The sequence below is a fragment of the Terrabacter sp. MAHUQ-38 genome, from assembly GCF_014518425.1.
Lineage (GTDB): Bacteria > Actinomycetota > Actinomycetes > Actinomycetales > Dermatophilaceae > Terrabacter.
This window is the reverse complement of record NZ_JACVCU010000001.1, coordinates 813,789-835,692: the sequence shown is the minus strand read 5'-3', so window position 1 is coordinate 835,692 and position 21,904 is coordinate 813,789. Positions and strand designations below refer to the sequence as shown.

22 protein-coding genes and 1 pseudogene are annotated in these 21,904 nt (G+C 72.0%); 11 read left to right on the top strand and 12 right to left on the bottom strand.

What is annotated here, in order from left to right; all coding sequences use genetic code 11:
* Positions 1-7: 7 nt before the first annotated feature.
* Complete coding sequence (locus H9I49_RS03950) at positions 8-712, bottom strand: response regulator transcription factor (protein ID WP_370587417.1); 705 nt, start codon at positions 710-712, stop codon at positions 8-10.
* An 87-nt stretch (positions 713-799) separates the two neighbouring features.
* On the opposite strand from H9I49_RS03950, the gene H9I49_RS03945 reads away from it, so the two are divergent.
* From H9I49_RS03945 to H9I49_RS03935, 3 genes are read left to right on the top strand one after another with little or no spacing between them, the layout of a single operon-like run.
* Positions 800-1,444 carry a M15 family metallopeptidase gene (locus tag H9I49_RS03945; RefSeq protein ID WP_188028989.1) on the top strand — a complete coding sequence of 215 codons (645 nt, stop codon included), beginning with the start codon at positions 800-802 and terminating at the stop codon, positions 1,442-1,444.
* Positions 1,441-2,571, top strand: a complete 1,131-nt coding sequence (gene alr, locus H9I49_RS03940; RefSeq protein ID WP_188028988.1) for an alanine racemase — start codon at positions 1,441-1,443, stop codon at positions 2,569-2,571. Before H9I49_RS03945 ends, alr begins: the two co-directional genes overlap by 4 nt.
* Entirely contained in the window at positions 2,568-3,572 is a 1,005-nt protein-coding gene (locus H9I49_RS03935; RefSeq protein ID WP_188028987.1) for a D-alanine--D-alanine ligase, read from the top strand. Before alr ends, H9I49_RS03935 begins: the two co-directional genes overlap by 4 nt.
* A gap of 8 nt (positions 3,573-3,580) precedes the next feature.
* Here H9I49_RS03935 and H9I49_RS03930 read toward each other — a convergent pair whose 3' ends face one another.
* The 4 genes from H9I49_RS03930 to H9I49_RS03915 all read right to left on the bottom strand — a co-directional run bounded on the left by H9I49_RS03930 (position 3,581) and on the right by H9I49_RS03915 (position 6,822).
* Positions 3,581-4,621, bottom strand: a complete 1,041-nt coding sequence (locus H9I49_RS03930) for an NAD(P)-dependent alcohol dehydrogenase (protein ID WP_188029599.1) — start codon at positions 4,619-4,621, stop codon at positions 3,581-3,583.
* A 121-nt stretch (positions 4,622-4,742) separates the two neighbouring features.
* Positions 4,743-5,204, bottom strand: a complete 462-nt coding sequence (locus H9I49_RS03925) for a MerR family transcriptional regulator (RefSeq protein ID WP_188028986.1) — start codon at positions 5,202-5,204, stop codon at positions 4,743-4,745.
* Between the two features lie 66 nt (positions 5,205-5,270).
* On the bottom strand, positions 5,271-5,876 hold the full coding sequence (locus tag H9I49_RS03920) for a sugar O-acetyltransferase (protein WP_188028985.1): 606 nt from the start codon (positions 5,874-5,876) through the stop codon (positions 5,271-5,273).
* Between the two features lie 130 nt (positions 5,877-6,006).
* Positions 6,007-6,822 carry a hypothetical protein gene (locus tag H9I49_RS03915; RefSeq protein ID WP_188028984.1) on the bottom strand — a complete coding sequence of 272 codons (816 nt, stop codon included), beginning with the start codon at positions 6,820-6,822 and terminating at the stop codon, positions 6,007-6,009.
* Positions 6,823-7,075: 253 nt separating this feature from the next.
* On the opposite strand from H9I49_RS03915, the gene H9I49_RS03910 reads away from it, so the two are divergent.
* The 4 genes and pseudogenes from H9I49_RS03910 to H9I49_RS03900 all read left to right on the top strand — a co-directional run bounded on the left by H9I49_RS03910 (position 7,076) and on the right by H9I49_RS03900 (position 10,611).
* Positions 7,076-8,062 (top strand): alpha/beta hydrolase, encoded by a 987-nt coding sequence (locus H9I49_RS03910; RefSeq protein WP_370587416.1) that lies wholly within the window; start codon positions 7,076-7,078, stop codon positions 8,060-8,062.
* Positions 7,974-8,162, top strand: a pseudogene (locus H9I49_RS24335) (hypothetical protein); the annotation flags it as partial. The gene H9I49_RS03910 and the pseudogene H9I49_RS24335, both read left to right, overlap by 89 nt.
* A gap of 72 nt (positions 8,163-8,234) precedes the next feature.
* Positions 8,235-9,341 carry a helix-turn-helix domain-containing protein gene (locus H9I49_RS24330; protein WP_370587463.1) on the top strand — a complete coding sequence of 369 codons (1,107 nt, stop codon included), beginning with the start codon at positions 8,235-8,237 and terminating at the stop codon, positions 9,339-9,341.
* A 157-nt stretch (positions 9,342-9,498) separates the two neighbouring features.
* Complete coding sequence (locus H9I49_RS03900) at positions 9,499-10,611, top strand: DNA glycosylase AlkZ-like family protein (RefSeq protein ID WP_188028981.1); 1,113 nt, start codon at positions 9,499-9,501, stop codon at positions 10,609-10,611.
* Here H9I49_RS03900 and H9I49_RS03895 read toward each other — a convergent pair.
* Positions 10,571-10,891 (bottom strand): hypothetical protein, encoded by a 321-nt coding sequence (locus tag H9I49_RS03895; RefSeq protein ID WP_188028980.1) that lies wholly within the window; start codon positions 10,889-10,891, stop codon positions 10,571-10,573. The two genes, H9I49_RS03900 and H9I49_RS03895, sit on opposite strands and share 41 nt — an antisense overlap.
* Before the next feature lie 157 nt (positions 10,892-11,048).
* Between H9I49_RS03895 and H9I49_RS03890 the strand changes: the two genes are divergently transcribed.
* The 3 genes from H9I49_RS03890 (at position 11,049) to H9I49_RS03880 (ending at position 13,817) form a co-directional block, all read left to right on the top strand.
* Positions 11,049-12,113, top strand: a complete 1,065-nt coding sequence (locus H9I49_RS03890; RefSeq protein WP_188028979.1) for an NAD(P)-binding domain-containing protein — start codon at positions 11,049-11,051, stop codon at positions 12,111-12,113.
* Positions 12,110-13,378 (top strand): FAD-dependent oxidoreductase, encoded by a 1,269-nt coding sequence (locus tag H9I49_RS03885; RefSeq protein WP_188028978.1) that lies wholly within the window; start codon positions 12,110-12,112, stop codon positions 13,376-13,378. The genes H9I49_RS03890 and H9I49_RS03885 overlap by 4 nt, the downstream gene beginning before the upstream one ends.
* A 187-nt stretch (positions 13,379-13,565) precedes the next feature.
* Positions 13,566-13,817, top strand: coding sequence for a DUF4287 domain-containing protein (locus tag H9I49_RS03880; protein ID WP_188028977.1), 252 nt, complete (start codon positions 13,566-13,568; stop codon positions 13,815-13,817).
* A 2-nt stretch (positions 13,818-13,819) separates the two neighbouring features.
* Here the strand turns inward: H9I49_RS03880 and H9I49_RS03875 are convergent, their stop codons facing one another.
* Positions 13,820-14,185, bottom strand: a complete 366-nt coding sequence (locus H9I49_RS03875; RefSeq protein WP_370587415.1) for an iron chaperone — start codon at positions 14,183-14,185, stop codon at positions 13,820-13,822.
* A gap of 128 nt (positions 14,186-14,313) precedes the next feature.
* Here H9I49_RS03875 and H9I49_RS03870 point away from each other — a divergent pair, with 128 nt between their 5' ends.
* The gene (locus tag H9I49_RS03870) at positions 14,314-15,267 is read left to right on the top strand and encodes a thermonuclease family protein (RefSeq protein WP_188028975.1); all 954 of its coding nucleotides are present in this window, start codon (positions 14,314-14,316) and stop codon (positions 15,265-15,267) included.
* 122 nt (positions 15,268-15,389) lie between these two features.
* On the opposite strand, the gene H9I49_RS03865 is transcribed toward H9I49_RS03870, so the two are convergent.
* From H9I49_RS03865 to gndA, 5 genes are all read right to left on the bottom strand, one after another.
* Positions 15,390-16,154, bottom strand: coding sequence for a GNAT family N-acetyltransferase (locus tag H9I49_RS03865; RefSeq protein WP_188028974.1), 765 nt, complete (start codon positions 16,152-16,154; stop codon positions 15,390-15,392).
* Between the two features lie 58 nt (positions 16,155-16,212).
* The gene (locus tag H9I49_RS03860; RefSeq protein WP_188028973.1) at positions 16,213-16,803 is read right to left on the bottom strand and encodes a dihydrofolate reductase family protein; all 591 of its coding nucleotides are present in this window, start codon (positions 16,801-16,803) and stop codon (positions 16,213-16,215) included.
* A gap of 33 nt (positions 16,804-16,836) precedes the next feature.
* On the bottom strand, positions 16,837-18,831 hold the full coding sequence (locus H9I49_RS03855) for a hypothetical protein (protein ID WP_188028972.1): 1,995 nt from the start codon (positions 18,829-18,831) through the stop codon (positions 16,837-16,839).
* Between the two features lie 4 nt (positions 18,832-18,835).
* The gene (locus H9I49_RS03850) at positions 18,836-20,233 is read right to left on the bottom strand and encodes a sigma 54-interacting transcriptional regulator (RefSeq protein ID WP_188028971.1); all 1,398 of its coding nucleotides are present in this window, start codon (positions 20,231-20,233) and stop codon (positions 18,836-18,838) included.
* Positions 20,234-20,384: 151 nt separating this feature from the next.
* A complete protein-coding gene (gndA, locus tag H9I49_RS03845) occupies positions 20,385-21,833 on the bottom strand; it encodes an NADP-dependent phosphogluconate dehydrogenase (protein ID WP_188028970.1) in 1,449 nt (482 codons plus the stop codon).
* Between the last annotated feature and the right edge of the window lie 71 nt (positions 21,834-21,904).

The window sequence follows — 21,904 nt, the reverse complement described above, 5'->3', positions numbered from 1 at the left end:
GGGCGGCCTATCCACGCCGGCCTCCGTCACGTCCCTCACGTCCGGCGTCCGGTCCTGGGTCGATGCGGTAGCCGACGCCCGGCACCGTGGCGATGAGCCAGGGTTCGCCGAGCCGTTTGCGCAGGGCAGAGACCGTGATCCGCACGGCGTTGGTGAAGGGGTCTGCGTTCTCGTCCCAAGCCCGCTCCAGCAGCTCCTCGGCGCTGATGACGCCCCCTTCGGCGGCGACGAGGACCTCGAGCACGGCGAACTGCTTCCGGGTGAGCGCGACGTACCGGCCGTCGCGGTAGACCTCACGGCGGAACGGGTCGACCCGAAGGCCGGCGATCTCCCGCACCGGTGGCCGGCTGTGGGCGCGCCTGCGGTCGAGCGCCCTGAGCCGGAGCACGAGCTCCTGCAGCTCGAACGGCTTCGTGAGGTAGTCGTCAGCTCCGAGCCCGAACCCGGAGGCCTTGTCGTCGAGCCGGTCGGCAGCGGTGAGCATCAGGATCGGCGTGCCGCTACGGGAGGCGACGATGCTCTCGGCGATCTCGTCACCGGAGGGCCCCGGAACGTCGCGGTCGAGGACCGCGATGTCGTACGCGTTGACGCTCAGCAGCTCCAGGGCGGTGTCGCCGTCACCGGCGATGTCGGCCGCGATCGCCTCCAGGCGCAGCCCATCGCGGATGGCCTCTGCCATGAAGGGCTCGTCTTCGACGACCAGCACGCGCACGTTCCCGATGCTACGAGCAGGCGCATATCGTCGGCGTACCGAAAACGGCATACGTGCTGACAACACCAGGCTGCCTTGACTGGCAGCATGAGTCAGACGACGGCAGGGCGAACGACGAACCGCGGCGCTCTCCGGCCTGCGGCCGCCGGCATCGCAGTCGTGGCCGCTGCGCTCATCGGAGTCCTCGTCCATCAGTCCGCGTCGTCACCGGTGCCTTCGTTCAGCCAGGTCCTTGGCGGCGACCACAGCGGTACGACCACCGGGAAGGACGGTGCCGTCACCGAGGATGACGGCGCCCTCCCCGACGGTGTGACGGTCTTCGACGACGCGTATCCCGGCGTGGCCGAGCTCGACCCCGATCTGCTACAGACCCTGCGCGACGCGGCGACGGAGGCCGCTGACGAGGGCATCGAGCTCTACGTCGAGAGCGGATGGCGTTCGCCTGAGTACCAGGACGAGCTCCTTCGCGAGGCGGTCGCCGAGTACGGGTCTCAAGAGGAAGCCGCCCGATGGGTCGCCACGGCGGAAACCTCTCCACACGTGTCCGGGGACGCGGTAGACATCGGGTCCGCCGATGCCACGGCCTGGCTGTCGGAGCATGGCGCCGCGTACGGGCTGTGCCAGATCTACCGGAACGAGTCGTGGCACTACGAGCTGCGCCCCGAGGCGATCGACCGCGGTTGCCCTCCCAGGTATGCCGACCCCACGCACGACCCGAGGATGCAGCAGTGACCCACACGGCCAGCCTCTCCCGCCCCCGCCTCGGTGTCTTCGAGCCCCCCACTCTGGAGACGCTCCCCGGCGCGGTCGCCAGGAACGTCGCGATCGCCCGGACGCGGACCCGTGCCCCGATCATGGCGGTGGTCAAGGCGGATGGGTACGGGCACGGGGCGTGCACGGTCGCGCGGGCCGCGGTCGCCGCCGGGGCGCAATGGCTTGGCACTACAGAGATCGCAGAGGCGTGCGAGCTCCGCGCGGCAGGTCTCACCGTGCCGATCCTGACGTGGTTGAACCCGTCCGGGTTGGACGCGGAGGCCGCTGCCACCGAGCAGATCGACGTCGCAGTCGGCTCCGTCGAAGAGCTGGAGGCGCTGCTCGAGCGCGCGTCCTCCAGCATTCGGGTGCACCTGAACCTGGACACCGGCATGGCCCGAGAGGGCTGCCCCCCACGCGAGTGGGACGCGCTGATCGCACGCGCCCGGCAGGGACAGCGGCGCGGGAGGATCCTCGTCGTGGGTCTCATGGGGCATCTCCCGTCGGCTGACCAGGCACGACCCGAGGCGAACGAGGCCGCGGTGTCGCGCCTGCGCCAAGCCACGAGAGCGCTCATTGCGGCCGGCTTCGACGCCCCGCTCACCCACCTGGCCGCGACCTCGGGAACGCTGTGCGACCCGGCCACCCACTTCGGAATGGTCCGCATCGGCGCCGGCCTCGTCGGCATCGACCCGTCCGGGACCACCGAGCTGCTCGGCGCGTCCCGTCTGACCGCACCGATCGTGCACAGCGCGAGCGTCGGGGCAGGGACACCGGTCGGCTACGGCGGCACCTACGTCACCGGCACGTCCACCAACCTCAGCGTCCTGCCCCTCGGGTACGCGGATGGGATCCCACGAGAGCTCAGCGCGGGGGCCTCGGTGGAGATCCAGGGACGACGCCACCCGGTGGTCGGACGTGTCTCGATGGACCAGATCGTCATCGACACCGGAGCGCACGCCTTTCCGCGCGGCACGACCGCGACCGTGTTCGGTCCGCGGGACGGCCTCACCCCCACCATCCACGACTGGGCCCGCTGGGCCGGGACCATCCCGCACACCGTCGTCACAGGCATCGGACCCCGCGTGAGGAGGAGGACCGCATGACACCCCACGTCCTGCTCATCGGCGGCGGACAGAACGCCGAGCACGACGTCTCCCTGGCAACGGCAGCCGCCATCGAGGGCGCTCTGCTCGGACGCGGGTACGAGGTCACCACCATCACCATCGGCCGCGACGGTCGCTGGGGGCAGGGAACGGAACCGCTCGGCGCGAGCGCTGCCGACTCGCTGCTCGCATCGCTGCCGTTCTTCGCCCGCGCCGACGTGGTCTTCCCGGCGGTCCACGGTTCACTGGGTGAGGACGGAACGCTGGCCGCGTTGTGTGCCCTCGCCGACAAGCCCGTCGTCGGCTCCGGGATGCGTGCCGGAGCGATCGGAATGGACAAGTGGGCGACCAAGCTCGTCGCCGAGGCCATCGGGATACGCACCGCCCCCGGACGCCTGGTCCACGCAGCCGACGTCGGCAGCATGGAGTTCGTGACTGATGTCGTCGTCAAACCGGTCTCTGCCGGTTCCAGCTACGGCGTCACCCTTGCCCGGGACGCCGGCCAGCTGGACGAGGCCCTGCGCACGGCGGCGCGTTACGACGAGCGGATCCTGGTCGAGCAGGTGGTCCATGGCCGCGAGATCGACGTCGCCGTCCTTCGCGAGGCCGACGGCAGCCTCTGGGTGCCGCCACCGTTGGAGATCCACGCCGACGGACTGTTCGACACGGCCACCAAGTACGACGGGACCGCCCGGTTCACCGTGCCCGCCGACCTCGACGGCACCGACGGGGCCGCACTGACACGAGCGGCATTGGGGATGTTCGACGCACTTGGCTGCGGCGGGGTCGCGCGCATGGACTTCTTCCTCACCGAGGACGGTCCCGTCCTCAACGAGGTCAACACGGTGCCCGGGATGACCGCCGAGTCCCAGGTCCCCAGGATGTTCGCGGCCGCGGGAGTCTCCTACGAGGAGCTGGTCGCTCGCCTGGTAGGCGCCGCTTCGGTGCCGGCGGCCGGCCCCCGCGCCCGTCCGGAACCTGCGTCGGACGGGCGCTCCTGACGGGCTGGTCAGGCGAGGGTGCTGGTGTCGATGACGAAGCGGTAGCGGACGTCGGAGGCGAGGACGCGCTCGTACGCCTCGTTGACCTGGTCGACCGAGATCACCTCGACATCGGCGCCGATGTCGTGCTGGGCGCAGAAGTCGAGCATCTCCTGCGTGAGCGCGATGCCGCCGATCATCGAGCCGGCGAACGAGCGACGCGCCCCGATGAGGGAGAACACGTTGAGGCTCAGCGGCTCGGCCGGGGCACCGACATTGACGAGCGTGCCGTCGACCGCGAGCAGGCCGAGGTAGGCGTCGACGTCGATGCTGGCGCTGACCGTGTTGACGATGAGGTCGAACCGGCCGGCGAGCTGCTCGAACGTGCCAGGGTCGGACGTCGCGTAGTACTCGTCGGCGCCGAGGCGCAGACCGTCCTCCTGCTTCTTCAGCGACTGGGACAGCACGGTGACCTCGGCGCCCAGCGCGTGGGCGATCTTGACCCCCATGTGGCCCAGTCCCCCGAGCCCGACGATCGCGACCTTCTTGCCGGGCCCGGCGCCCCACTTGCGCAGCGGCGCGTAGGTCGTGATTCCGGCGCACAGCAGCGGTGCTGCGGCGGCAGCGTCGAGTCCGGCGGGGACGGAGAGCACGTAGTCGGCGTCCACGACGACGTGGGTGGAGTAGCCACCCTGGGTGGTGCTGCCGTCACGATCGGTGCCGGCGTAGGTGCCGACCATGCCCTCGAGGCAGTACTGCTCGTCACCGTTGCGGCAGTTGGTGCACTCGCCGCACGAGTTGACCATGCAGCCGACACCGACGCGGTCGCCGACCTGGTGCCTGGTGACGTCGGAGCCGAGCTCGGTGACGACGCCGACGATCTCGTGGCCGGGCACGACGGGGAACGGCTGAGGGCCCCAGTCGCCGTTGACGGTGTGGATGTCGGAGTGGCAGATGCCGGCGTACTGGATCTCGATGAGGACGTCGTTGGGCCCGACGTCGCGGCGCTCGATCGTGATCGGGGCCAGCGGCTGGCCGGCGGCGGGGGCGGCATACGCGTTGACGTGCATGTGGTGTTCCTTCATCTCTTGGGTGGTGTGTGGCGGGGTTGCTCGGGAGAGCGTTTGGGGTGGCGCGACAGGGCGCGCTCGTCCGTCGGACCGGGCTGGTCCGTCGTGGATGCGCTGCTGCCTACTGCTTCGTGGTTCGCTTCAGCTGGTCGGCGAGAGTGCGTGCCTCGCTGGACACGCGCTCGGCGCGTGCGGTGTCGCCGGCCTCGACCGCCTGCCAGTAGTCGATCTTCAGTCGGACGTACCGCTGCCGCACCGCGATGTGCTGGGCCTCGACGGCCAGTCGCCGCTCCTGCTCGGCGAGAAGCTCGATCTGCTCGGCGGCTGCAGCGGGACCGCGCTGCCCGTTGGTCACGTACTGCCGCATGGCACCGACCGACATGCCCGTGGCGGCGAGGCAGGCCACCCACATGAGCCGGTCCAGGTCCTCCTCGTCGTAGACGCGGTGCTTGCTGCTCGCACCGCGGCTGATCGGCGCGATCACTCCGATGGACTCGTAGTAGCGCAGCGTGCTGGCCGGCAGCCCGGTCAGCGCGGCAGTCTCCTTGATCGTGTAGGTGTGCTGGGTCGTCGGTGCACTCACGTCATCGACCGTAGGAACTTCAAGTACTTGAAGTCAAAGGGCGCGGCTCTCCCTGAGCGCGCCGTTCTACTCCGCGGCGGTAGTCCGCGTCGCCAGGTCGTCATCCGAGATCGGGCGCAGCACGCGAGCGGGCACTCCAACCGCGACGACCATGGGCGGGATGTCGTTGCTCACGACACTGCCCGCGCCGATGACCGACCCGTAGCCGATGCGCACACCCGGGAGGACGACGGCATTGCTGCCGATCCACACCTTGTCCTCGATCACGATCGGCTCGGAGAAGCGCGCGAAGTCGACGCGTCGGGCGGGGTGTACCGGATGACCGGTCGTCGTGAGGGTGACGTTGGGGGCGATCATCACGCCATCACCGATACGGATCTCGACATCGTCGACGAACGTGAGGTTGACGTTCCCGTAGAAGTCGTCGCCGATGTGGACGTTGCTCCCAAAACCCGCGTTGAACGGCGAGTTCAGGATCGGCCGCTCACCGACAGAGCCGAAGATCGCACCGAGCAGCTCTCGTCTCCGGCCACTCTCCCTCGGCGGTGTCTGGTTGTACTCGAAGACGAGGTCGCTGCGCCGCATGGGCGACTGGAACGACGCCTCGGACTCGGAGTAGATGAGCCCCTGGCGGATCCGCTCCAGGACCTCGCGCTCGTCGATGTGTGACACGGTGCCGCTCTCCTTGCTTGGACGGTCTTGCCTTCAGGTCCCGACTCACGCCGGCCCGCTCCGAGGCCGGCAACGCTCGCACGACTCGCGCGCGGATCGCCACCCTCAGCAGATGCCTCACGTCGTCACGTCAGCGAATACGCCCGCCTTCTCTGACCAGCCATTCGCCGGTTTCCCAGTCGGACGGGCCGTCCTCGATGCGGTAGCACAGGTCGAATCGGATACCGAGTCCCGGCCACGGGTGACGGATCGGGACAGCGCGGAAGATCTCCTCCAGGCCGGGGAAGGTGAACCCTTCGGGCTCGGGAAACAGAAGCTCCAGCTCGGCGCGCGTCAGGTCGGTCCAGAGCGCGAACTGCCACTCGGTCTGTGTCAGCCCCTCGTCATGGACCAGCTCGAATCGGGGCTCTCGGCCGACGACGAAGTCGTGGATGCCGGCGAGCAGCTCATCTGACGTCGACGGAAGCACGAACGGCCACTCCTCCCCGGTGGGATACCGGTACATCGTGGACACCGAGGCGAGTGCACCCACCAGGTTGTCCCAGGCCTCGCGTGAGGTGACGCGGGTGGGCAGGTTCACCCCGGTGTGATCGACTCGCTTGACGTGCCCGGTGAGACGGCGGCTCAGGTCAGCCATCTCCACGACGGCCGGGCTCGGCCGCGCATCGGGTGGTGCATCACCGCCCCGCAGGCTGATCGAGCGGCCTGTGTCGAGGACGAGCTCCGGTGCAGGTACGTCGGCCAGCCGGAACGTCGTCAGCGGACGCGCACCAACGGGCCGCGGTGGAGTGAGGGTCAGGCGCTCCCCCACCAAGTCGTCCGTGCCCGCAGATCCGGCGAAGTCGGCGTACGCCACCTCGGCGAGCAGCGCGCGCAGCTCGCCGAGGAAACGTCCTGAATCCGGCTTCGCCGGCAGGAGAAAGGTGATCTCGGACAGACGACCCATGCGCTCGACCGTAGCGGGAACCCATGTCGGGCAGACGTGGCCCAGGCCCCTGGCGCGGACCGTGGGGTCGAGCGGTCGTGGCCACCGCGCCTGCGGTGGAGCTGTGGCGGCGGGTTCCACGGCGAAGCCCTGGCCACGCGGCGGGTCAGGGCCGCCACATCGCGTCGCCGCGGCGGTGGAGAGCCGGCCACGCGGCATACGACGATGGCTCCTGTGGCCACGACGAGGTGGCCCCGGACCCAGGAGGAACCCCGTGACGACGTCCGACACGCTTCGGCGCCCGCCCTTCGACCCCGAGCTCGCGGCCGTCCTGTCGGTCATCGGCGAGAGCCTGCCCCCGACGCTGACGCCCGAGATGATCCCGCTGATGCGAGAGACCCCAATGATGCTCCCGCTCGAGCAGGTGCTCGAGGGACGCCCGGTCACGCACGACGAGTTCACCGTGCCCGGCTACGAAGGCGCCGAGATCATCGTGTCCGTCTTCCGCCGCACCGACCACGTCACGGGCGGCCCGGCGATCTTCCACATCCACGGCGGGGGCATGGTCGTGGGCGACCGCTTCTTCGGTGTCGAGGCCTGCATCGAATGGGTCGAGCGCTACGACGCCGTCGTGGCGAGCGTCGAGTACCGCCTCGCCCCGGAGCACCCCGACCCCGTACCCGTCGAGGACTGCTACGCGGGACTGCAGTGGTTCGTGACGCAGGGCGAGGAGCTCGGCTTCGACACCTCGAGGGTCGTCGTCGCGGGCGGCAGCGCCGGCGGCGGGCTGTCGGCGGGCGTCGCGCTGCTGTGCCGCGACCGGGGCGGCCCGGCCCTGATCGGCCAGTTCCTCATGTGCCCGATGATCGACGACCGCAACGAGACGGTGTCGTCCCACCAGTACGACGGCATCGGCGTCTGGGACCGCACCTCCAACGACACCGGCTGGGACGCGCTCCTCGGCGACCGGCGCGGCACCGACGACGTCTCCATCTACGCGTCGCCGGCGCGCGCCACGGACCTGTCCGGTCTGCCGCCGGCCTTCATCGACGTCGGCTCCGCAGAGGTGTTCCGCGACGAGGACGTCGCCTACGCGACGCAGATCTGGGCCGACGGCGGCGTCGCCGAGCTGCACGTGTGGCCGGGCGGCTTCCACGGCTTCCAGATGATGGGTGGCGCCGCGACGGTCGCGCGCAAGTCGGTGGAGGCACAGCTGGACTGGCTCGACCGCATCCTCGGGCACGTGGTCGACGAGGCCTGATCACGTATGCCGTCCGGCGGGCTCGGCGACCCTCGCCGAGCCCACCGCCGAGCCCACCGCCGAGCCCACCGCCGAGCCCACCGTCGAGCCCACCGCCGAGCCCACCGCGGGCTGCCTGGCGCGCTCACCGTGCGCCTACGATGGTGAGAACCGCACACCCCAAGGACGCCAGGTGCAGGAGCTCGTCGGCCGGCTGACCTCCCTCGACCCGGAGGCCAGCGAGACGCTGAAGGTCATCACCTACTTCGACCATCTCGTCGAGGGCCGCGTCGGTGTGGAGACGATGGTGCGCGGGGCCGCGCTGCTGTCGGGCGCGGTCGCGGGGCTCGCGCGTGCGGGGAGGACGATCCGCGTCGACTCGTCGGGAGCCCGGCTACCGGACGGCGGAAGCGCGGGCGACCTTGCGCGCCCGGATGATTCGCCGCCCTGGCCTCGGCGGGACTGTGGCGAGGGCGCGTTCGTCTGGCTCGAGCGCACCGGACCGGCCCACGCCAACGACGCCATGGTGCTCGAACGGCTCGCCCACTCGGTGACGGTGAGCCGCCCCGGAGCTGCGTCTGCCGTCCCAGGTCAGCACGCCCTCGAGGTCCTGCTCGACCCCGCCTCCCCGGCGACCGACCGGGACCGCGCCGCCGTGCGACTCGGGCTCGAGCCGCGCACTCTCCTCACCGTCGTCGCCACCGGTCGCAGCGCGCCCGCGTCCGAGGCACAGGTGCCCGCAGCACACAGGCCCGCAGCACCGGCGCCCCGGGAGCCGATGACCGCGCTGGCGACGGCGAGGATGGCGACGGCATACGGCCTCGTGACCGCTCTGCTCGTGCGCGGCGACACGGTGACTGTGGCGACGGCCGGCGCCACCGCGGATCGCGTGGGGGTCGGCGAGGCGGTCACGGTCGACCGGCTGCCGGAGTCGTTTGCGGGCGCGCTGCTGGCGTTGCGTGCGACGTCCGTACTCGCCCCCTTCGTACGGGTCGGCGACCTCGGCCTGCTGGCGCATGCCGTCCAGGCGACAGACCACGCGTCATCCCCACCGGCCGACGTCGCCGGGGTCGAGCGGGCGATCGCACACGGCTGGTCGGTCGACGCACTGGAGTCGCTGGCCGACGCCGAGAGCGTCAGGGCCGTGGCGCGCGCGGCCGGCCTGCACCACTCGACCCTCCAGGCGCGACTCACCGACCTGCCGGGGCATCTCGGCTTCGACGTGTCGGGTGGGCGCGGCAGGGCGCGACTGCACACGGCGCTCCTCGTGCGCCGGGCGGTGGGCGCCCGCTTCGGCTGACGAGGACGTCGATCCTGCCGACCGTGACCAGCCACCAGGAAGCCAGCCGCGGCCGGAAGGTTGCGGGCAGACCCTCGCGACGTCCGCAACGATCCATCCACGGCGGTGCGGGTGTGAAGCGGCCGTCCTGTCGCCACGCTCGGCTAGCGTCTCTCGCATGCCCCACCGGCTCAGCCTCGGCGACGCGCGACGGATCGCGGTGCACGCGCAGCTGCTCGACCTGCCACGGCCGACCGACCTGATCGGGACCGTCGAGCGGCTGACCTTCCTGCAGATCGACCCGACCGCGGCCATCGCACCGAACGCCGACCTCGTCCTGTGGAGCCGCCTCGGCAGCACCTACGACCCCACCGACCTCGTCACGGCCGTCGAGCACGACCACACCCTCGTCGAGACCGTCGCCTACATCCGCAGCCCGCAGGACGTCCCGGCCGTCATCGCCGAGATCCGCGACGCCGAGCAGCACCCCTTCATGACCGAGTGGCTCACCGCCAACGACTCCTTCCGCCGCGACATCCTCGCCAAGCTCGAGGCCGAGGGACCCCTGCTCTCGCGCGACATCCCCGACACGAGCGTCGTGCCGTGGCCCTCGACCGGCTGGACCAACAACCGCAACATCACCAAGATGCTCGAGGCCCTCGCCCTCCGGGGTCAGGTCGCCATCGCCGGCCGCAAGGGCCGCCAGCGTTACTTCGACCTCCCTGAGCGCGTCTACCCCGCCGGCCTCCCCACCCTCACGCTCGAGCAGGCCGTCGTCCACCGCAACGAGCGACGCCTCGCCTCCCTCGGCATCGCCCGCGCGACCGGCACCGTCATGCCGGGCGAGGGCTCCTACGTCGGCGACGCCGGCGAGCCCGCCGAGATCGACGGCGTCACGGGCACGTGGCGCGTCCACCCGGCATACCTCGACCTACCGGCGTTCGAGGGCCGCACCGCGCTGCTCAGCCCGTTCGACCGGCTCATCCACGACCGCGTCCGCGCCGAGCAGCTCTTCGGCTTCGAGTACGTCCTCGAGATGTACAAGCCCAAGGACCAACGCCGCTGGGGCTACTTCGCGCTGCCGATCCTCCACCACGACCGGCTCATCGGGAAGCTCGACGCCCTCGCCGACCGCAAGACCGGCGTCCTCACCGTAAACGCCGTCCACGAGGACGTCCCGTTCACCAAGGCGATGACGGCCGGCGTCCAGCGCGAGGTCCGCGACCTCGCCGCGTGGCTCGGGCTGGAGGTCAGCGGCCCCGCGGCTTCGGCCACCCGAGGGCGCCGTTGACGCGGTGGCCGCGAAGCGCCCGCCGGGACTGCGCCGACAGGATCGACCCGTCGCTCTGGTGCGAGAGCACCGAGGCGTTCGACTGGTTCGACAGCATCGAGAAGGTGCTCATGGAGGACCCGATCGACAGGATCGACGCGAACGAGCCCACGCTCCCGATCGACAGCGCTGACCCGACACTGCCGATCGAGAGCACCGAGCCCACTGATCCGATCGACAGGAACGAGTCCTTCGACCCGATCGACCACTTCCCCCGTAGACGCTTCGGCAGCTCAGGCATGACCGAAGCCTAGGCACGCATACCCAGATCCGCCCGCGTATGCCGTCCGCGCACCTCCGCGACGTATCACCCCTCACGCCCGCTCCTCCTCTCGTGCAACGGCGCCGTCCCACGCGGCAGCCCACCGACACGCAAGGCCCACCCCTCAGGAGCACCCGTGAGCACCCCCGGCACCTTCGCCTTCACCGTCCACCCGCGCGCCCGCCTCGGCGAGGACCTCGCCCGGGTCTGGTCGCCGCTCGGCCGCGTGCCCGACCCCGTCTACGCCACCGCCCTGCGCCACCTCCCCCTGCCGCCCGTGAACATGGCCGGCATCCACATCGGCGGCGAGCACGTCGGCCACGTCGTCCTCGTGCCGTTCGGGGCACGCCACCTGCTCACCTCACCCGGCGAGGGCCGGGCCCGCGTTCACCGCGCGGTCGACAAGGCCCGCACCCTCGGCTGCGACGTCGTGGGGCTCGGCGCCCTGACCGCGACGGTGACCGCGGGCGGCGTGTCGCTGCGCAGCCGCACCGACATCGGCGTCACGAACGGCAACGCGTTCACCGCCGCCATCGTCGACGACCAGGCCCGCCGCCTCCTGCGCGACGCCGTCGACCGCTCGGCCGACCCACACGTCGCCGTCGTCGGCGCGACCGGCAGCGTCGGCGCCGCCGTCACCCGGCTCATCGCCCGCGACCGCGCCGCGGCTCGCCTCACCCTGGTGGCCCGCTCGGCCGGACGCCTCGACGCACTGGCGGCGGAGGTCGGCCGGCAGGTCCCGACGACGACCGCCACGACGATGGACGCCGTCGCCACGGCCGATCTCGTCATCCTCCTCACCGCCTCCGCCGACGCGCTCCTCGGCCCGGCGCACCTCGCTCCGGGGGCCGTCGTGCTCGACGCGACCCAGCCCCGCAACACCTCACCCACCCTCGTCGACGAGCGACCCGACGTGCTCGTCGTCGACGGCGGCGTCGTCGACATCCCGAGCCTGCGCCTCGTCGGCGGCAACATCGGCCTGCCGGACGGCCGGTCGTACGCGTGCTTCGCCGAGACCGCGCTGCTCGCCCTGTCCGGCCACCGCGGCCACTTCTCCATCGGCGTCCCGACGCTCGAGCTCGTCGACCGGACGCGTGCGCTCGCCGCCGATCTCGCGCACCTCGGCTTCCGTGCCGCCGAGCCGACGAGCTTCGGTCGCCACGTGGCCGTCGGCCGCGCCGCTTTGGGGGTGGCGTCGTGACCACGCTCGCCCGCGCGCACCACCGCGTCGTGCTGCTGGGCGGCGGCTACGTCACCCTCCACGCGTATTCCGCCCTGATGCGTCGCGCCGGGCGTGCCGTCCGCCGCGGCGACGTCCAGGTCGTGGTCATCAGCGCCGACGACGCGCACAGCTACCACGGGTTCACCGGTGAGGTCCTCGCCGGCCTCCTCCCCTACGACCGCACCCGCACGCCCCTCACCGCGGCCATGCCGCACGCGCACGTCGTCATCGGACGGGCGCTGTCGATCGACGCCGAGCGCCGCGTCGTGCGCTACGAGCAGTCCGACGAGCCGGGCCTGCGCATCCTCGACTACGACGAGCTCGTCGTGGGCACGGGCGGTCGCGAGCCGGCGGCCGCCGTGCCGGGTCTTGCCGAGCACGGCTTCACCCTGCGCGCGCCGGGCGACATCGCCGTCCTCGCCGAACGCGTCCGCGCCGCCGCATCCCACCGCGGACCGCGCCGGCACACCGTCGTCGTCGCCGGCGGCGGGATGGCCGGCGTCGAGATGGCCGCCGCCGTCGCCGACCTCGGCGGCGCCCGTGTCCGCGTCGAGCTCGTGCACTCCGGCGAGCACCTGCTGTCCGAGCTGCACGAGTCGCAGCCGCGTCTGGCCCGCCGCGCCGCGCAGGAGCTCAAACGGCTCGGTGTCCGGGTGCGGCTCGGTGTGCGCCTGGCCTCCGTGACGGCCGACCACGCATACCTCTCCGACGGGACGAGCCTGCCCGCGAGCACCGTCATCGCGACGATCGGCCAGCGACCCGTGCAGGTCCCCGGGCTCGACGAGCACCGCGACCCGCGCGGGCGGCTCGTCACCCGGCCCGACCTGTCTGTCGTCGGCCACGTGTGGGCCGCCGGCGATGCCGCCTGCGTCGTCCACCCGACGAGCGGCGAGCCCGTCCCGGCCAACGCGCTCTGGGCCATCAAGGGCGGTGACCACCTCGGCACGAACCTGGCCCGGTCGCTCCACGGACGCCGCACGAAGCCGTTCGGCTACCGCGGTCTCGGGCAGGCGGCGTCCTTCGGGTTCGGGCGGTCGATCTCCGAGCTCTACGGCATCCCGTTCACCGGCTGGGTCGCGTGGGTGCTGCGGGTCACCTTCTTCCTGCGGTTCATGCCCTCGCGCCGCAAGGCCGCCCAGGTCGTCGGAGACTTCGCCCGCCACGCTGCACACGGCCGAAGGGCACCCGCCTCGGCACCGTCCGACGCCGCGGTCACCCAGCTCGCGTCCAGCCGGACGGCCTAGGGAAGCCTCCCGCGCACGCCTCCGCACGGGTCGGACGACGGGACGTAGCCTCGGCGTCCCCCACGGGGAGCGGACGTATGCCGGGACGGTCCCGTCAGCGGTCCCGTCAGCGGTCCCGCGGGGTCTCGCGTCGAGAACCGGTCGCGCCGTTCGACGTGAGGGTATGACGAGCACTTCAGCAGGAGCCATGAGCACGCAGCCCGCCGCGGGCGTTCCCGCCCCCCAGGGCCCGGCGTCGTACTTCCCGTCCATCGAGAAGAGCTACGGCCAGCCGATCGACCACTGGATCGGGCTCGTCCGCGACCAGCACGCCGTCGGGACGGTCAAGCACGGCGAGCTCGTCACATGGCTCAAGACCCAGCACGGCCTCGGGCACGGCCACGCCAACGCCGTCGTCGCCCACACCCTCGGGCTCATCAAGGCCGACCAGCGGACCTGAGCTCAGGCGGCGTGCTTCGCAGCGAGCCTCCGGGCGAGACGCTCGATGAGGTCGTAGGGCACGGGCTCGGCGTAGAGGAACCGCACCGTGTCCTTCGTCGTGCGGTGCGGCGCGACCTCGGCCTCGAGGTCGGCGTCGAGCTCGCCGACCGGGTAGAGCCCGACGTGCTTCTTCCACCCGGCGAAGTGGATGCCGTAGCGGTCGGCGAACATGATCGCCGGCATGCCGTAGCGGATCTTCTCCTCGCCGCCCGGCACTGCCCGCCGGAGGGCCTCGCAGACCTGCTCGAGGACCTCGCGGGGCCCGTCCGGGAAGCCCGCCACGTAGTCGTCGATCGTCGTCGGCGTCGCGGCCTGTCTCTCGCCCACGCGCTCCCCCTCGTCCAGTGCCTGACGCGCCCATTGTGACCGAGTGCGGCTGCAGCGATGGGCCATTCGCCGGACAGGTCCGGGTCGGTCACCTACCGTGATCGGATCACCGGGGAACAGGGAGCAGCATGCGCAGTCGCAGGACCAACGGACTCATCACGATCGGCAGCCTCGTCGTGGTGGCGGCCCTGGCGGGCAACGCCTCACGAGGCTACGACGAGATCGCGTTGGCCGGTACCGGGCAGCAGCCGGCCGTCACGGTCACGGTGACCCCGACGGCGGCCCCCTGGACCTCCACCTCGACCGACGCTGCCTCGACTGACGACGCCGCCGCGAAGGCCGCCGCGGCGAAGCGGGCGGCCGAGGCCAAGGCCGCGGCCGCCAAGAAGGCCGCCGACGCGAAGGCCGCGGCTGCCAAGGCCGCGTCCGACAAGGCGGCCAAGGCGAGGGCGGCCGCCGCTGCTGCAGCAGCAAAGGCCGCCGCCGCGACGTGGGCCGTGACGAAGGTCGTCGACGGCGACACCATCTGGGTCTCGCGCGCCGGCGTCTCCAGCAAGGTTCGGTTCATCGGCATCGACACCCCGGAGTCGGGGCAGTGCGGTTTCACCGAGGCGCGCAACGCCCTGCGCAGCGTCATCGGCGGCCAGCGGGTGACGCTCACCGCCGGCGCCCAGGACGACGTCGACCGCTACGGCCGGCTGCTGCGCTACGTCGACGTCAACGGGGTCGACGCCGGCCTGCGCCTCATCAAGAAGGGGTATGCCGTCGCCCGCTACGACTCGCGCGACGGCTATGGCCGCCACACCCGCGAGACGGCATACGTCCGGGCCGACATCGCGAGCCCGAAGGCCGCATGTGCCGAGCCCGACTCCGGCGGGAGCTCGGGCGGCACGTCCGGCGGCGCATGGCCCCTGTCGGGTGACAAGTACCCGTGCCCGGAGGCGCTGCCGGTCAAGGGCAACGAGGACTCGTGGATCGCCCACGAGCCGGGCGACCGGTACTACAACGTCACGAAGCCCGAGCAGTGCTTCGCGACGATGAGTGACGCCGAGGCCGCCGGCTTCCGGCCCGCCAAGGTCTGACCGCGCGCCCTCGCCCGCCGCGCACCCCACCCCGCAACACACCGAGCACCCATCAACGCTCCGGGATCGGACGCCGGGGTGTGGCCAGTCTCTCGGTGTGTTGCGGTCGAGGGCGCGGGGGCTCAGTCGTCGAGGTCGAGGACGCAGGCCGTGCCCACGTCGACGAAGCCGATCCGGCGGTAGATGTCGGCCGCCGCGTCGGACCCGGCCGAGAGGAACACGAGGTCGACGCCCTGCGCGCGGCAGGCCGCGACGAGCGAACGCGTGATCGCGGTGCCGTGCCCGCGGCCTCGGTGTCCGGGCGGCACGGCGATGCCGATGAGCTCGGCGACGGCGCCGCGCGGAGCAGCCGAACCGGCCCCGCAGAGACGGTTGCCGTCGAACGAGGCCACGACGACGAGGGCGCCCCGGTCCATGAGCTCGGACCGGCGACCCGGGTCCTTCGGCTCGACGTCGTCCTTCCCGGCGAACCCCGCCGACACCGACCCCAGCGCAAGGGACAGGTGCGGCTCGGCCGGACGCAGCGGCCGGGCGCGCGGATCGGCCTCGACAACCACGTCAGCAGGCATGACGAGCAGCGGGTGGTGATGCGGCTCGTGGCCCGCGCCACGCACCGCGGGCAGGAGCGTCGGCGTGACCTCGTCGACCCACTCGATGGCGCGCGGGACGTCCAGCTGCTCCTGACGATCGAGCACACGGCATACCTCGGCCTCGGTGAACGTGCCACCCCCGCCCAGCCGGGGGCGCGCGTAGAACTGCCAGCCGGTGCGCTCCTCGGCGAGGAAGAGCGTGAACGGGCCGACCTGCTCGACGGCGGCGACGGCGCGCGGCACGCAGTCGTAGTAGGTCTCGATGCGGTCCAGCCGACCGTCGCGCCCGCGCGTCATGGCGCCACCATGACAGGCACCGCTGGGCGAGAGCGACCCAATTGTCAGCGGCGCAGGGTCAGCGCCGAACCGGGTAGACGAGGTGCGTGACGCGCTCGCCGTCGACGATCGTCGTCGGGTTGCCGAGCACGACCTGACCGGCGGCCTCGGTGAAGTACGGGCGACCGACACCGAGGAAGCAGGGCACGAGGTCGACCGCCACCTCGTCGAGCAACCCCTCGGCGAGGCACTGGCTCGCGATCTCGCCTGCCGCGACGCCCACGTCGGAGTCGCCCGCGAGCTCGCGTGCCCGCGTCACCGCGTCGTGGACCCCGCCCGTCATGAACTCGACCGTGCCGCCGGGGTAGCCCCAGCCGTCGGGCGCTTCGTGGGTCAGGACGACGACGGGCACGCCCAAGGGGTGGGTGCCCTTCCATCCGTCGGTGATGTCGAAGAGGTGCCGGCCGACGACGAGCGCGCCGAGCCGGCGGGTCCACCCCTCCCAGTAGTCGGCATCGCGCTGCGTCAGGTGGAACGTCATGTCGCCGCCCGCGGACGTCCAGGGCACGTCGCCCGCCTCGTACCAGTCGAAGAGCGGCCCGACCTCGTCGTTCGGGCCTGCGACGAACCCGTCCAGCGACGTCGATGCCGACGACACGACCTTGCCCATGCTGCCCTCCTTTCCTCTCGGTCCTGCGAGAGCTCAGCGGCGCCCTCGGCGGGTACGCAGGTAGTCGGCCACGACGTACTCGCCGAGCCGCGCGATGTCCGGGGTGAAGACGCGTCCGCCCGCGCGCCGGGCCACGGCGTCGACGAACCGCGCGAGCCCCGGGTCGTCGCCGAGCATGAAGATGTTGAGCTGCGCCCCCGAGCGCCGCAGCTCGTCGACCTGGGCCACGGTGGCGCGCAGTGTCGCCTGGGTCGCGGGCCAGTGGAACGTCGGCCGCCCGTCGAGCTCCAGGTGCGCGGTGGGCTCGCCGTCGGTGACGACGAGGACGACCGGCTCGGCGTCCGGGTGCCGCCGCAGGTGCCGCGACGCGAGCATGAGCGCGTGCTGCAGGTTCGTGCCCTGCACCCACTCCGGCTCGGCCTCCGCCAGCTCGACGGGCGTGAGCCGCCGCGCGACGAGGTTGAAGCCGATCATCTGCAGCGCGTCGTGCCGGAACCGGGACTGCACGAGGTGCGAGAGCGCGAGCGCCGTCTGCTTCATCGGCCCCCAGCGCCCCTCCTGCATCATCGAGAACGACATGTCGACGCACAGCGCCACCGCCGCCCGCGCGCGCCGCTCCGTCTCGGCGACCTCGAAGTCCTCGACGAGCAGGTCGACCCCGCCGAGCCCGGCTCCCGTACGCGCGGCACGGGCCGTGCGGGTCAGGGCGTTGGAGATCGTGCGGACCGTGTCGATGGGCAGCTCGTCGCCGAACTCCCAGGCCCGGGTCAGCCCGGTCGGCTCGTCGGCCTGGCCGGCGGTGTGGTCGTCGTGGTCGCCGCGCCCCGCGGTCTCGACGTGCTCGAAGACCCGGCGCAGCGCGGTCTCGCCGAGCCGTCGCACGGCCCGCGGGGTCAGGCGCAGCCCGTCGTCGCCGCGGGAGACGTAGCCCTGCCGCTCGAGCTCGCGTTCGAGCTGGCGCAGCGCCTCCATGTCGCGGGCGGCGTCGGCGCCGAGGTACTGCTCGAGCCGCTCGACGTCGACGTCGTCGAGACTCGCGCCGTAGTACGACTGCCCGAGCTGTTCGCCCAGCTGCTCGAGGTCGGCCAGCTCGGCGACCGCGCTGACGGCCTCGCCGTAGCCCAGCGGCTCGCCGCCCTGTCCCGGCTGCACGGGGCTGCGGCGGTCGAGGCCGGGCCGCAGGGCGCGCAGGTTGTCGGAGAGCTGTGCCATCTGCGAGGCGAGGTCGGGGTCGCCGAGAGCGTCGGCCATGAGCTGGCCGAGCTGCTCGCGCTGTTCCGGCGTCAGCGAGGCCAGGAGCCGGTCGGCGGCCGCCTGGCGCCGGGCGAGCGCGTCGATGAGCTCGTCGACGTTCTGCGGGCTCTCGGGGAACAGGTCGCCGTGCTTGTCCATGAAGTCGCGGAACTGGTCCTCGGTGTCCTCACCGCGTGCGTGGGCGGCGAGGAGCTGGTTGAGGTCGGCGAGCATGTCCTTGACGGCTTGCATGGCCTGAGGGTCGTTGCCCGACAGCGCCTGCTTGAGCCCTTCGAACTGCGCCCCCACCACCTCGCGCTGGAGCATCTGCGCGATCTGCTCGTACGTCTCTCGCGCCTCGTCGGAGTGCCACTCGTAGTCGCCCAGAGCCCGCACGGCACCAGCCACGTCGTCGGGGATCGTCGCGAGGTCCATCTCGTCGAGGCGAGCGTCGTCGCCGTCCTCGTCGGCGAGGGTGTCGCGCTCCTGGGCGAGGGCCTGGTCGAGCAGCGCGCGCACCTGGTCGAGCGTGCCGCCGAGGTCTCCGCGCCGGCGGGCGGCCTCACGGAGATGGCGTACGCGTTCGGCGAGGTCGTCGAGGCCGCGGCGGCCGTCCATGCCCCGCCGCAGCAGCTCGCGCAGCGAGTCGCGCAGGTTGCCGCCGCTCAGGACGTCGTGCCCGACCTCGTCGAGGGCCGACCGCACGTCGAAGGGTGGCGCGAGCGGGTCGGGCCCGCCGGTCCACGGGGCGTAGCGGAACCGCCCGTGCACCTCACCACCCTCGCGCGGCGTCACGGTGTCAGGCTCCGTAGACGGTGCGGCCGGCGACGGTGTCCTTGTCGATGCGGCGGGTCAGGTGCAGGCCCTCGAGGACGAACTCGATCGCGGCAGCGACCTGCCCGGGCGTCGCGTCGTCGCCGTGGCCGAGCCGGTCGAGCACCTTGGAGAGACCGGAGACCGGGCCGACCTGGGCGAGCAGGTCCGAGCCCGGCACGAGGTCGCCCGTCTCGACGACCGCACCCTCGGCGAACAGGTTCGTGAAGCCGGTGAGGTCGAGTCCCGCCAGCCGCGAGCGGTAGGTCTCGGCGATGGCGAGCCGCAGCAGGTGCGTCAGCACGTCGCGTTCGCGGCCCTCCTCCCCCATCTCGAACTCGACCTTGCCGAGGAGGGTGGGCACGACGGTCGGGACGTCGCAGACGCGCGCGACGGCATGCTGCTCCCCGACGCGGGCGGCTCGGCGCAGCGCCGAGCCGGCGACCCCCTCCGCCCCCGCGATCGCGAAGCGCGCCGAGACGCCTGAGCGCTGGTCGACGGCCGACGACTCGCGCAGCCCGCGGGTGAACCGCGCGACGACCTCGAGCAGGTGCTCCGGGACGTCGGCGACGAGCGCGGACTCCTGAGCGATGAGCGCCACCTCGTCGCCGACCTCGGACGGGTAGTGCGTGCGGATCTCAGCGCCGAAGCGGTCCTTGAGCGGCGTGATGATGCGGCCGCGGTTCGTGTAGTCCTCCGGGTTGGCGGTCGCGACGAGCAGGAGGTCGAGCGGCAGCCGCAGCGAGTAGCCGCGGATCTGGATGTCGCGCTCCTCGAGCACGTTGAAGAGCGCGACCTGGATGCGCTCGGCGAGGTCGGGCAGCTCGTTGAGCCCGAAGATGCCGCGGTTGCTGCGCGGCACGAGCCCGTAGTGCACCGTCTCGGGGTCGCCGAGCGTGCGGCCCTGCGCGACCTTGACGGGGTCGACGTCGCCGACGAGGTCACCGACGCTCGTGTCGGGCGTCGCGAGCTTCTCGGTGTAGCGCTCGCTGCGGTGCCGCCACGTGACCTGCAGGTCGTCGCCGAGCTCGGCAGCGAGGCGCCGGCACCGCGTGCACGACGGCGCGTGCGGGTCGTCACCGATCTCGCAGCCGACGACGACGGGGCTCCACTCGTCGAGCAGCCCCGCGAGCGTTCGCATGAGCCGCGTCTTGCCCTGGCCGCGCTCGCCGAGCAGGACGAGGTCGTGGCCGGCGAGCAGCGCCGTCTCGAGCTCGGGCAGCACCGTGTCCTCGAAGCCGACCATCCCGGGAAAGGCGTCCTCACCGGCACGCAGCCGGGCCAGCAGGTTCTCGCGGATCTCACTCTTGACGCTGCGGTGCACGTGGCCGGAGGCGCGCAGCTCGCCGAGGGTCGCCGCGCGACCGGGCTCAGGGAAGCTCATTGCCTCACGCTACGTCCGACTCCTGACGCTGTCGAAGGGGTCGTATGCCGCATGGCCCGTTGCTGGGACGGCCGCGGGCCGAGCCCGGCCAGGTGACCAGGTCCCGCGCCCACGTCAGTGCCCCACCCACCGGGGCAGTGACATGGCGGGTTCAACCGATCTGCGCCTCCGCCCGGTCGCCCGCCCAGTTCGTGTGGAACGTCCCTTCTCGGTCGACGCGCGTGTAGGTGTGCGCGCCGAAGTTGTCGCGGAGGGCCTGGATGAGCGCGGCGGGCAGCCGGTCGCGTCGCAGGGCGTCGAAGTAGGCGAGCGACGAGGCGAACGCGGGCGTCGGCACGCCGCGCTCGGCAGCCACCGCGACCACCCGGCGCCAGGCCGCCACGCCGTCGCGGATCGCGTCAGCGAACCACGGCGCCGTCAGCAACGTCTCGAGCTGCGGCTCCTCGGCGTACGCCTCGCGGATGCGGTCGAGGAACCGAGCTCGGATGATGCAGCCGCCGCGCCAGATCGTCGCCACCTCGCCGAGGTCGAGGTCCCAGCCGTGCTCCCTCGAGCCCGCGGCGAGCTGGTCGAAGCCCTGCGCGTACGCGACGATCTTCGACGCGTACAACGCGGCGCGCACGTCGTCGACGAAGCCGTCGCGGTCGACGTCCCGCTCCGCCGGGTCATGTCCCGTCAGGTCGGCGAACGTCTCGCGGACCGCCTCCCGCTGGCTCGTGTGGCCCGAGAGGCTGCGGGCGAAGGTCGCCTCCGCGATACCGGTCACGGGCACACCGAGGTCGAGGGCGTTCTGCACCGTCCAGCGGCCGGTCCCCTTCTGCTCGGCGGCGTCGCCGACCACGTCCACGAACGGCGTGCCGGTCGGAGCGTCGGTGTGAGCCAGCACGTCGGCGGTCATCTCGATGAGGAACGACTCGCGGTCGCCTCCGTTCCACTCCCGGAAGACCTCCGCGATCTCGGCCGGCTCGAGCCCGAGGACGCTGCGGAGCAGGTCGAAGGACTCCGCGATGAGCTGCATGTCGGCGTACTCGATGCCGTTGTGCACCATCTTGACGAAGTGGCCGGCGGCGTCAGGCCCGAGGTGTGCCGCACACGGCGTGCCCTCGACCTGGGCTGCGATCGACTCGACGACCGGCGCGAGGCGCTCGTACGCGTGGTCCGAGCCACCGACCATGATCGACGGGCCGTTGAGCGCCCCCTCCTCGCCACCGGACACGCCCATGCCGACGAAGTAAATTCCCTTGTCGGACAGTGCCTTCTCGCGGCGCAGCGTGTCGGCGAAGTGTGCGTTGCCGGCGTCGACGACGATGTCGCCCTCGTCGAGCAGCGGCACGAGCTCGTCGATGACGGCGTCGGTCGGCTCACCCGCCTTGACCATGACGATGATCGCGCGCGGCTTCTCGATCGCAGCCACGAAGGCCTCGAGCGTCTCGGCTCCGACGAAGGCGCCCTCGTCGCCGAACTGCTCCACGAGTGAGGTCATCCGCGACGTCGTCCGGTTGTGGACCGCCACCGTGTGCCCGTGCCGGGCGATGTTGCGGGCGAGGTTGCGACCCATCGTCGCGAGGCCGGTGACGCCGATCGTTGCGCGAGTGTCCATGAGGGCGACAACCCCGGCCGCATCGAGGCGTATTCCGGCACGCACCCCTCGGCCCACCCCGGCCATGGGGT

Bases quoted from the DNA above. Each gene is read 5' to 3' on its own strand.
- H9I49_RS03945 (WP_188028989.1), top strand. From the start codon at position 800: ATGAGTCAGACGACGGCAGGGCGAACGACGAACCGCGGCGCTCTCCGG.
- H9I49_RS03935 (WP_188028987.1), top strand. From the start codon at position 2,568: ATGACACCCCACGTCCTGCTCATCGGCGGCGGACAGAACGCCGAGCAC.
- H9I49_RS03930 (WP_188029599.1), bottom strand. From the start codon at position 4,621: ATGCACGTCAACGCGTATGCCGCCCCCGCCGCCGGCCAGCCGCTGGCC.
- H9I49_RS03915 (WP_188028984.1), bottom strand. From the start codon at position 6,822: ATGGGTCGTCTGTCCGAGATCACCTTTCTCCTGCCGGCGAAGCCGGAT.
- H9I49_RS03900 (WP_188028981.1), top strand. From the start codon at position 9,499: ATGCCCCACCGGCTCAGCCTCGGCGACGCGCGACGGATCGCGGTGCAC.
- H9I49_RS03895 (WP_188028980.1), bottom strand. From the start codon at position 10,891: ATGCCTGAGCTGCCGAAGCGTCTACGGGGGAAGTGGTCGATCGGGTCG.
- H9I49_RS03880 (WP_188028977.1), top strand. From the start codon at position 13,566: ATGAGCACGCAGCCCGCCGCGGGCGTTCCCGCCCCCCAGGGCCCGGCG.
- H9I49_RS03870 (WP_188028975.1), top strand. From the start codon at position 14,314: ATGCGCAGTCGCAGGACCAACGGACTCATCACGATCGGCAGCCTCGTC.
- H9I49_RS03865 (WP_188028974.1), bottom strand. From the start codon at position 16,154: ATGACGCGCGGGCGCGACGGTCGGCTGGACCGCATCGAGACCTACTAC.
- H9I49_RS03860 (WP_188028973.1), bottom strand. From the start codon at position 16,803: ATGGGCAAGGTCGTGTCGTCGGCATCGACGTCGCTGGACGGGTTCGTC.
- H9I49_RS03850 (WP_188028971.1), bottom strand. From the start codon at position 20,233: ATGAGCTTCCCTGAGCCCGGTCGCGCGGCGACCCTCGGCGAGCTGCGC.
- gndA (WP_188028970.1), bottom strand. From the start codon at position 21,833: ATGGACACTCGCGCAACGATCGGCGTCACCGGCCTCGCGACGATGGGT.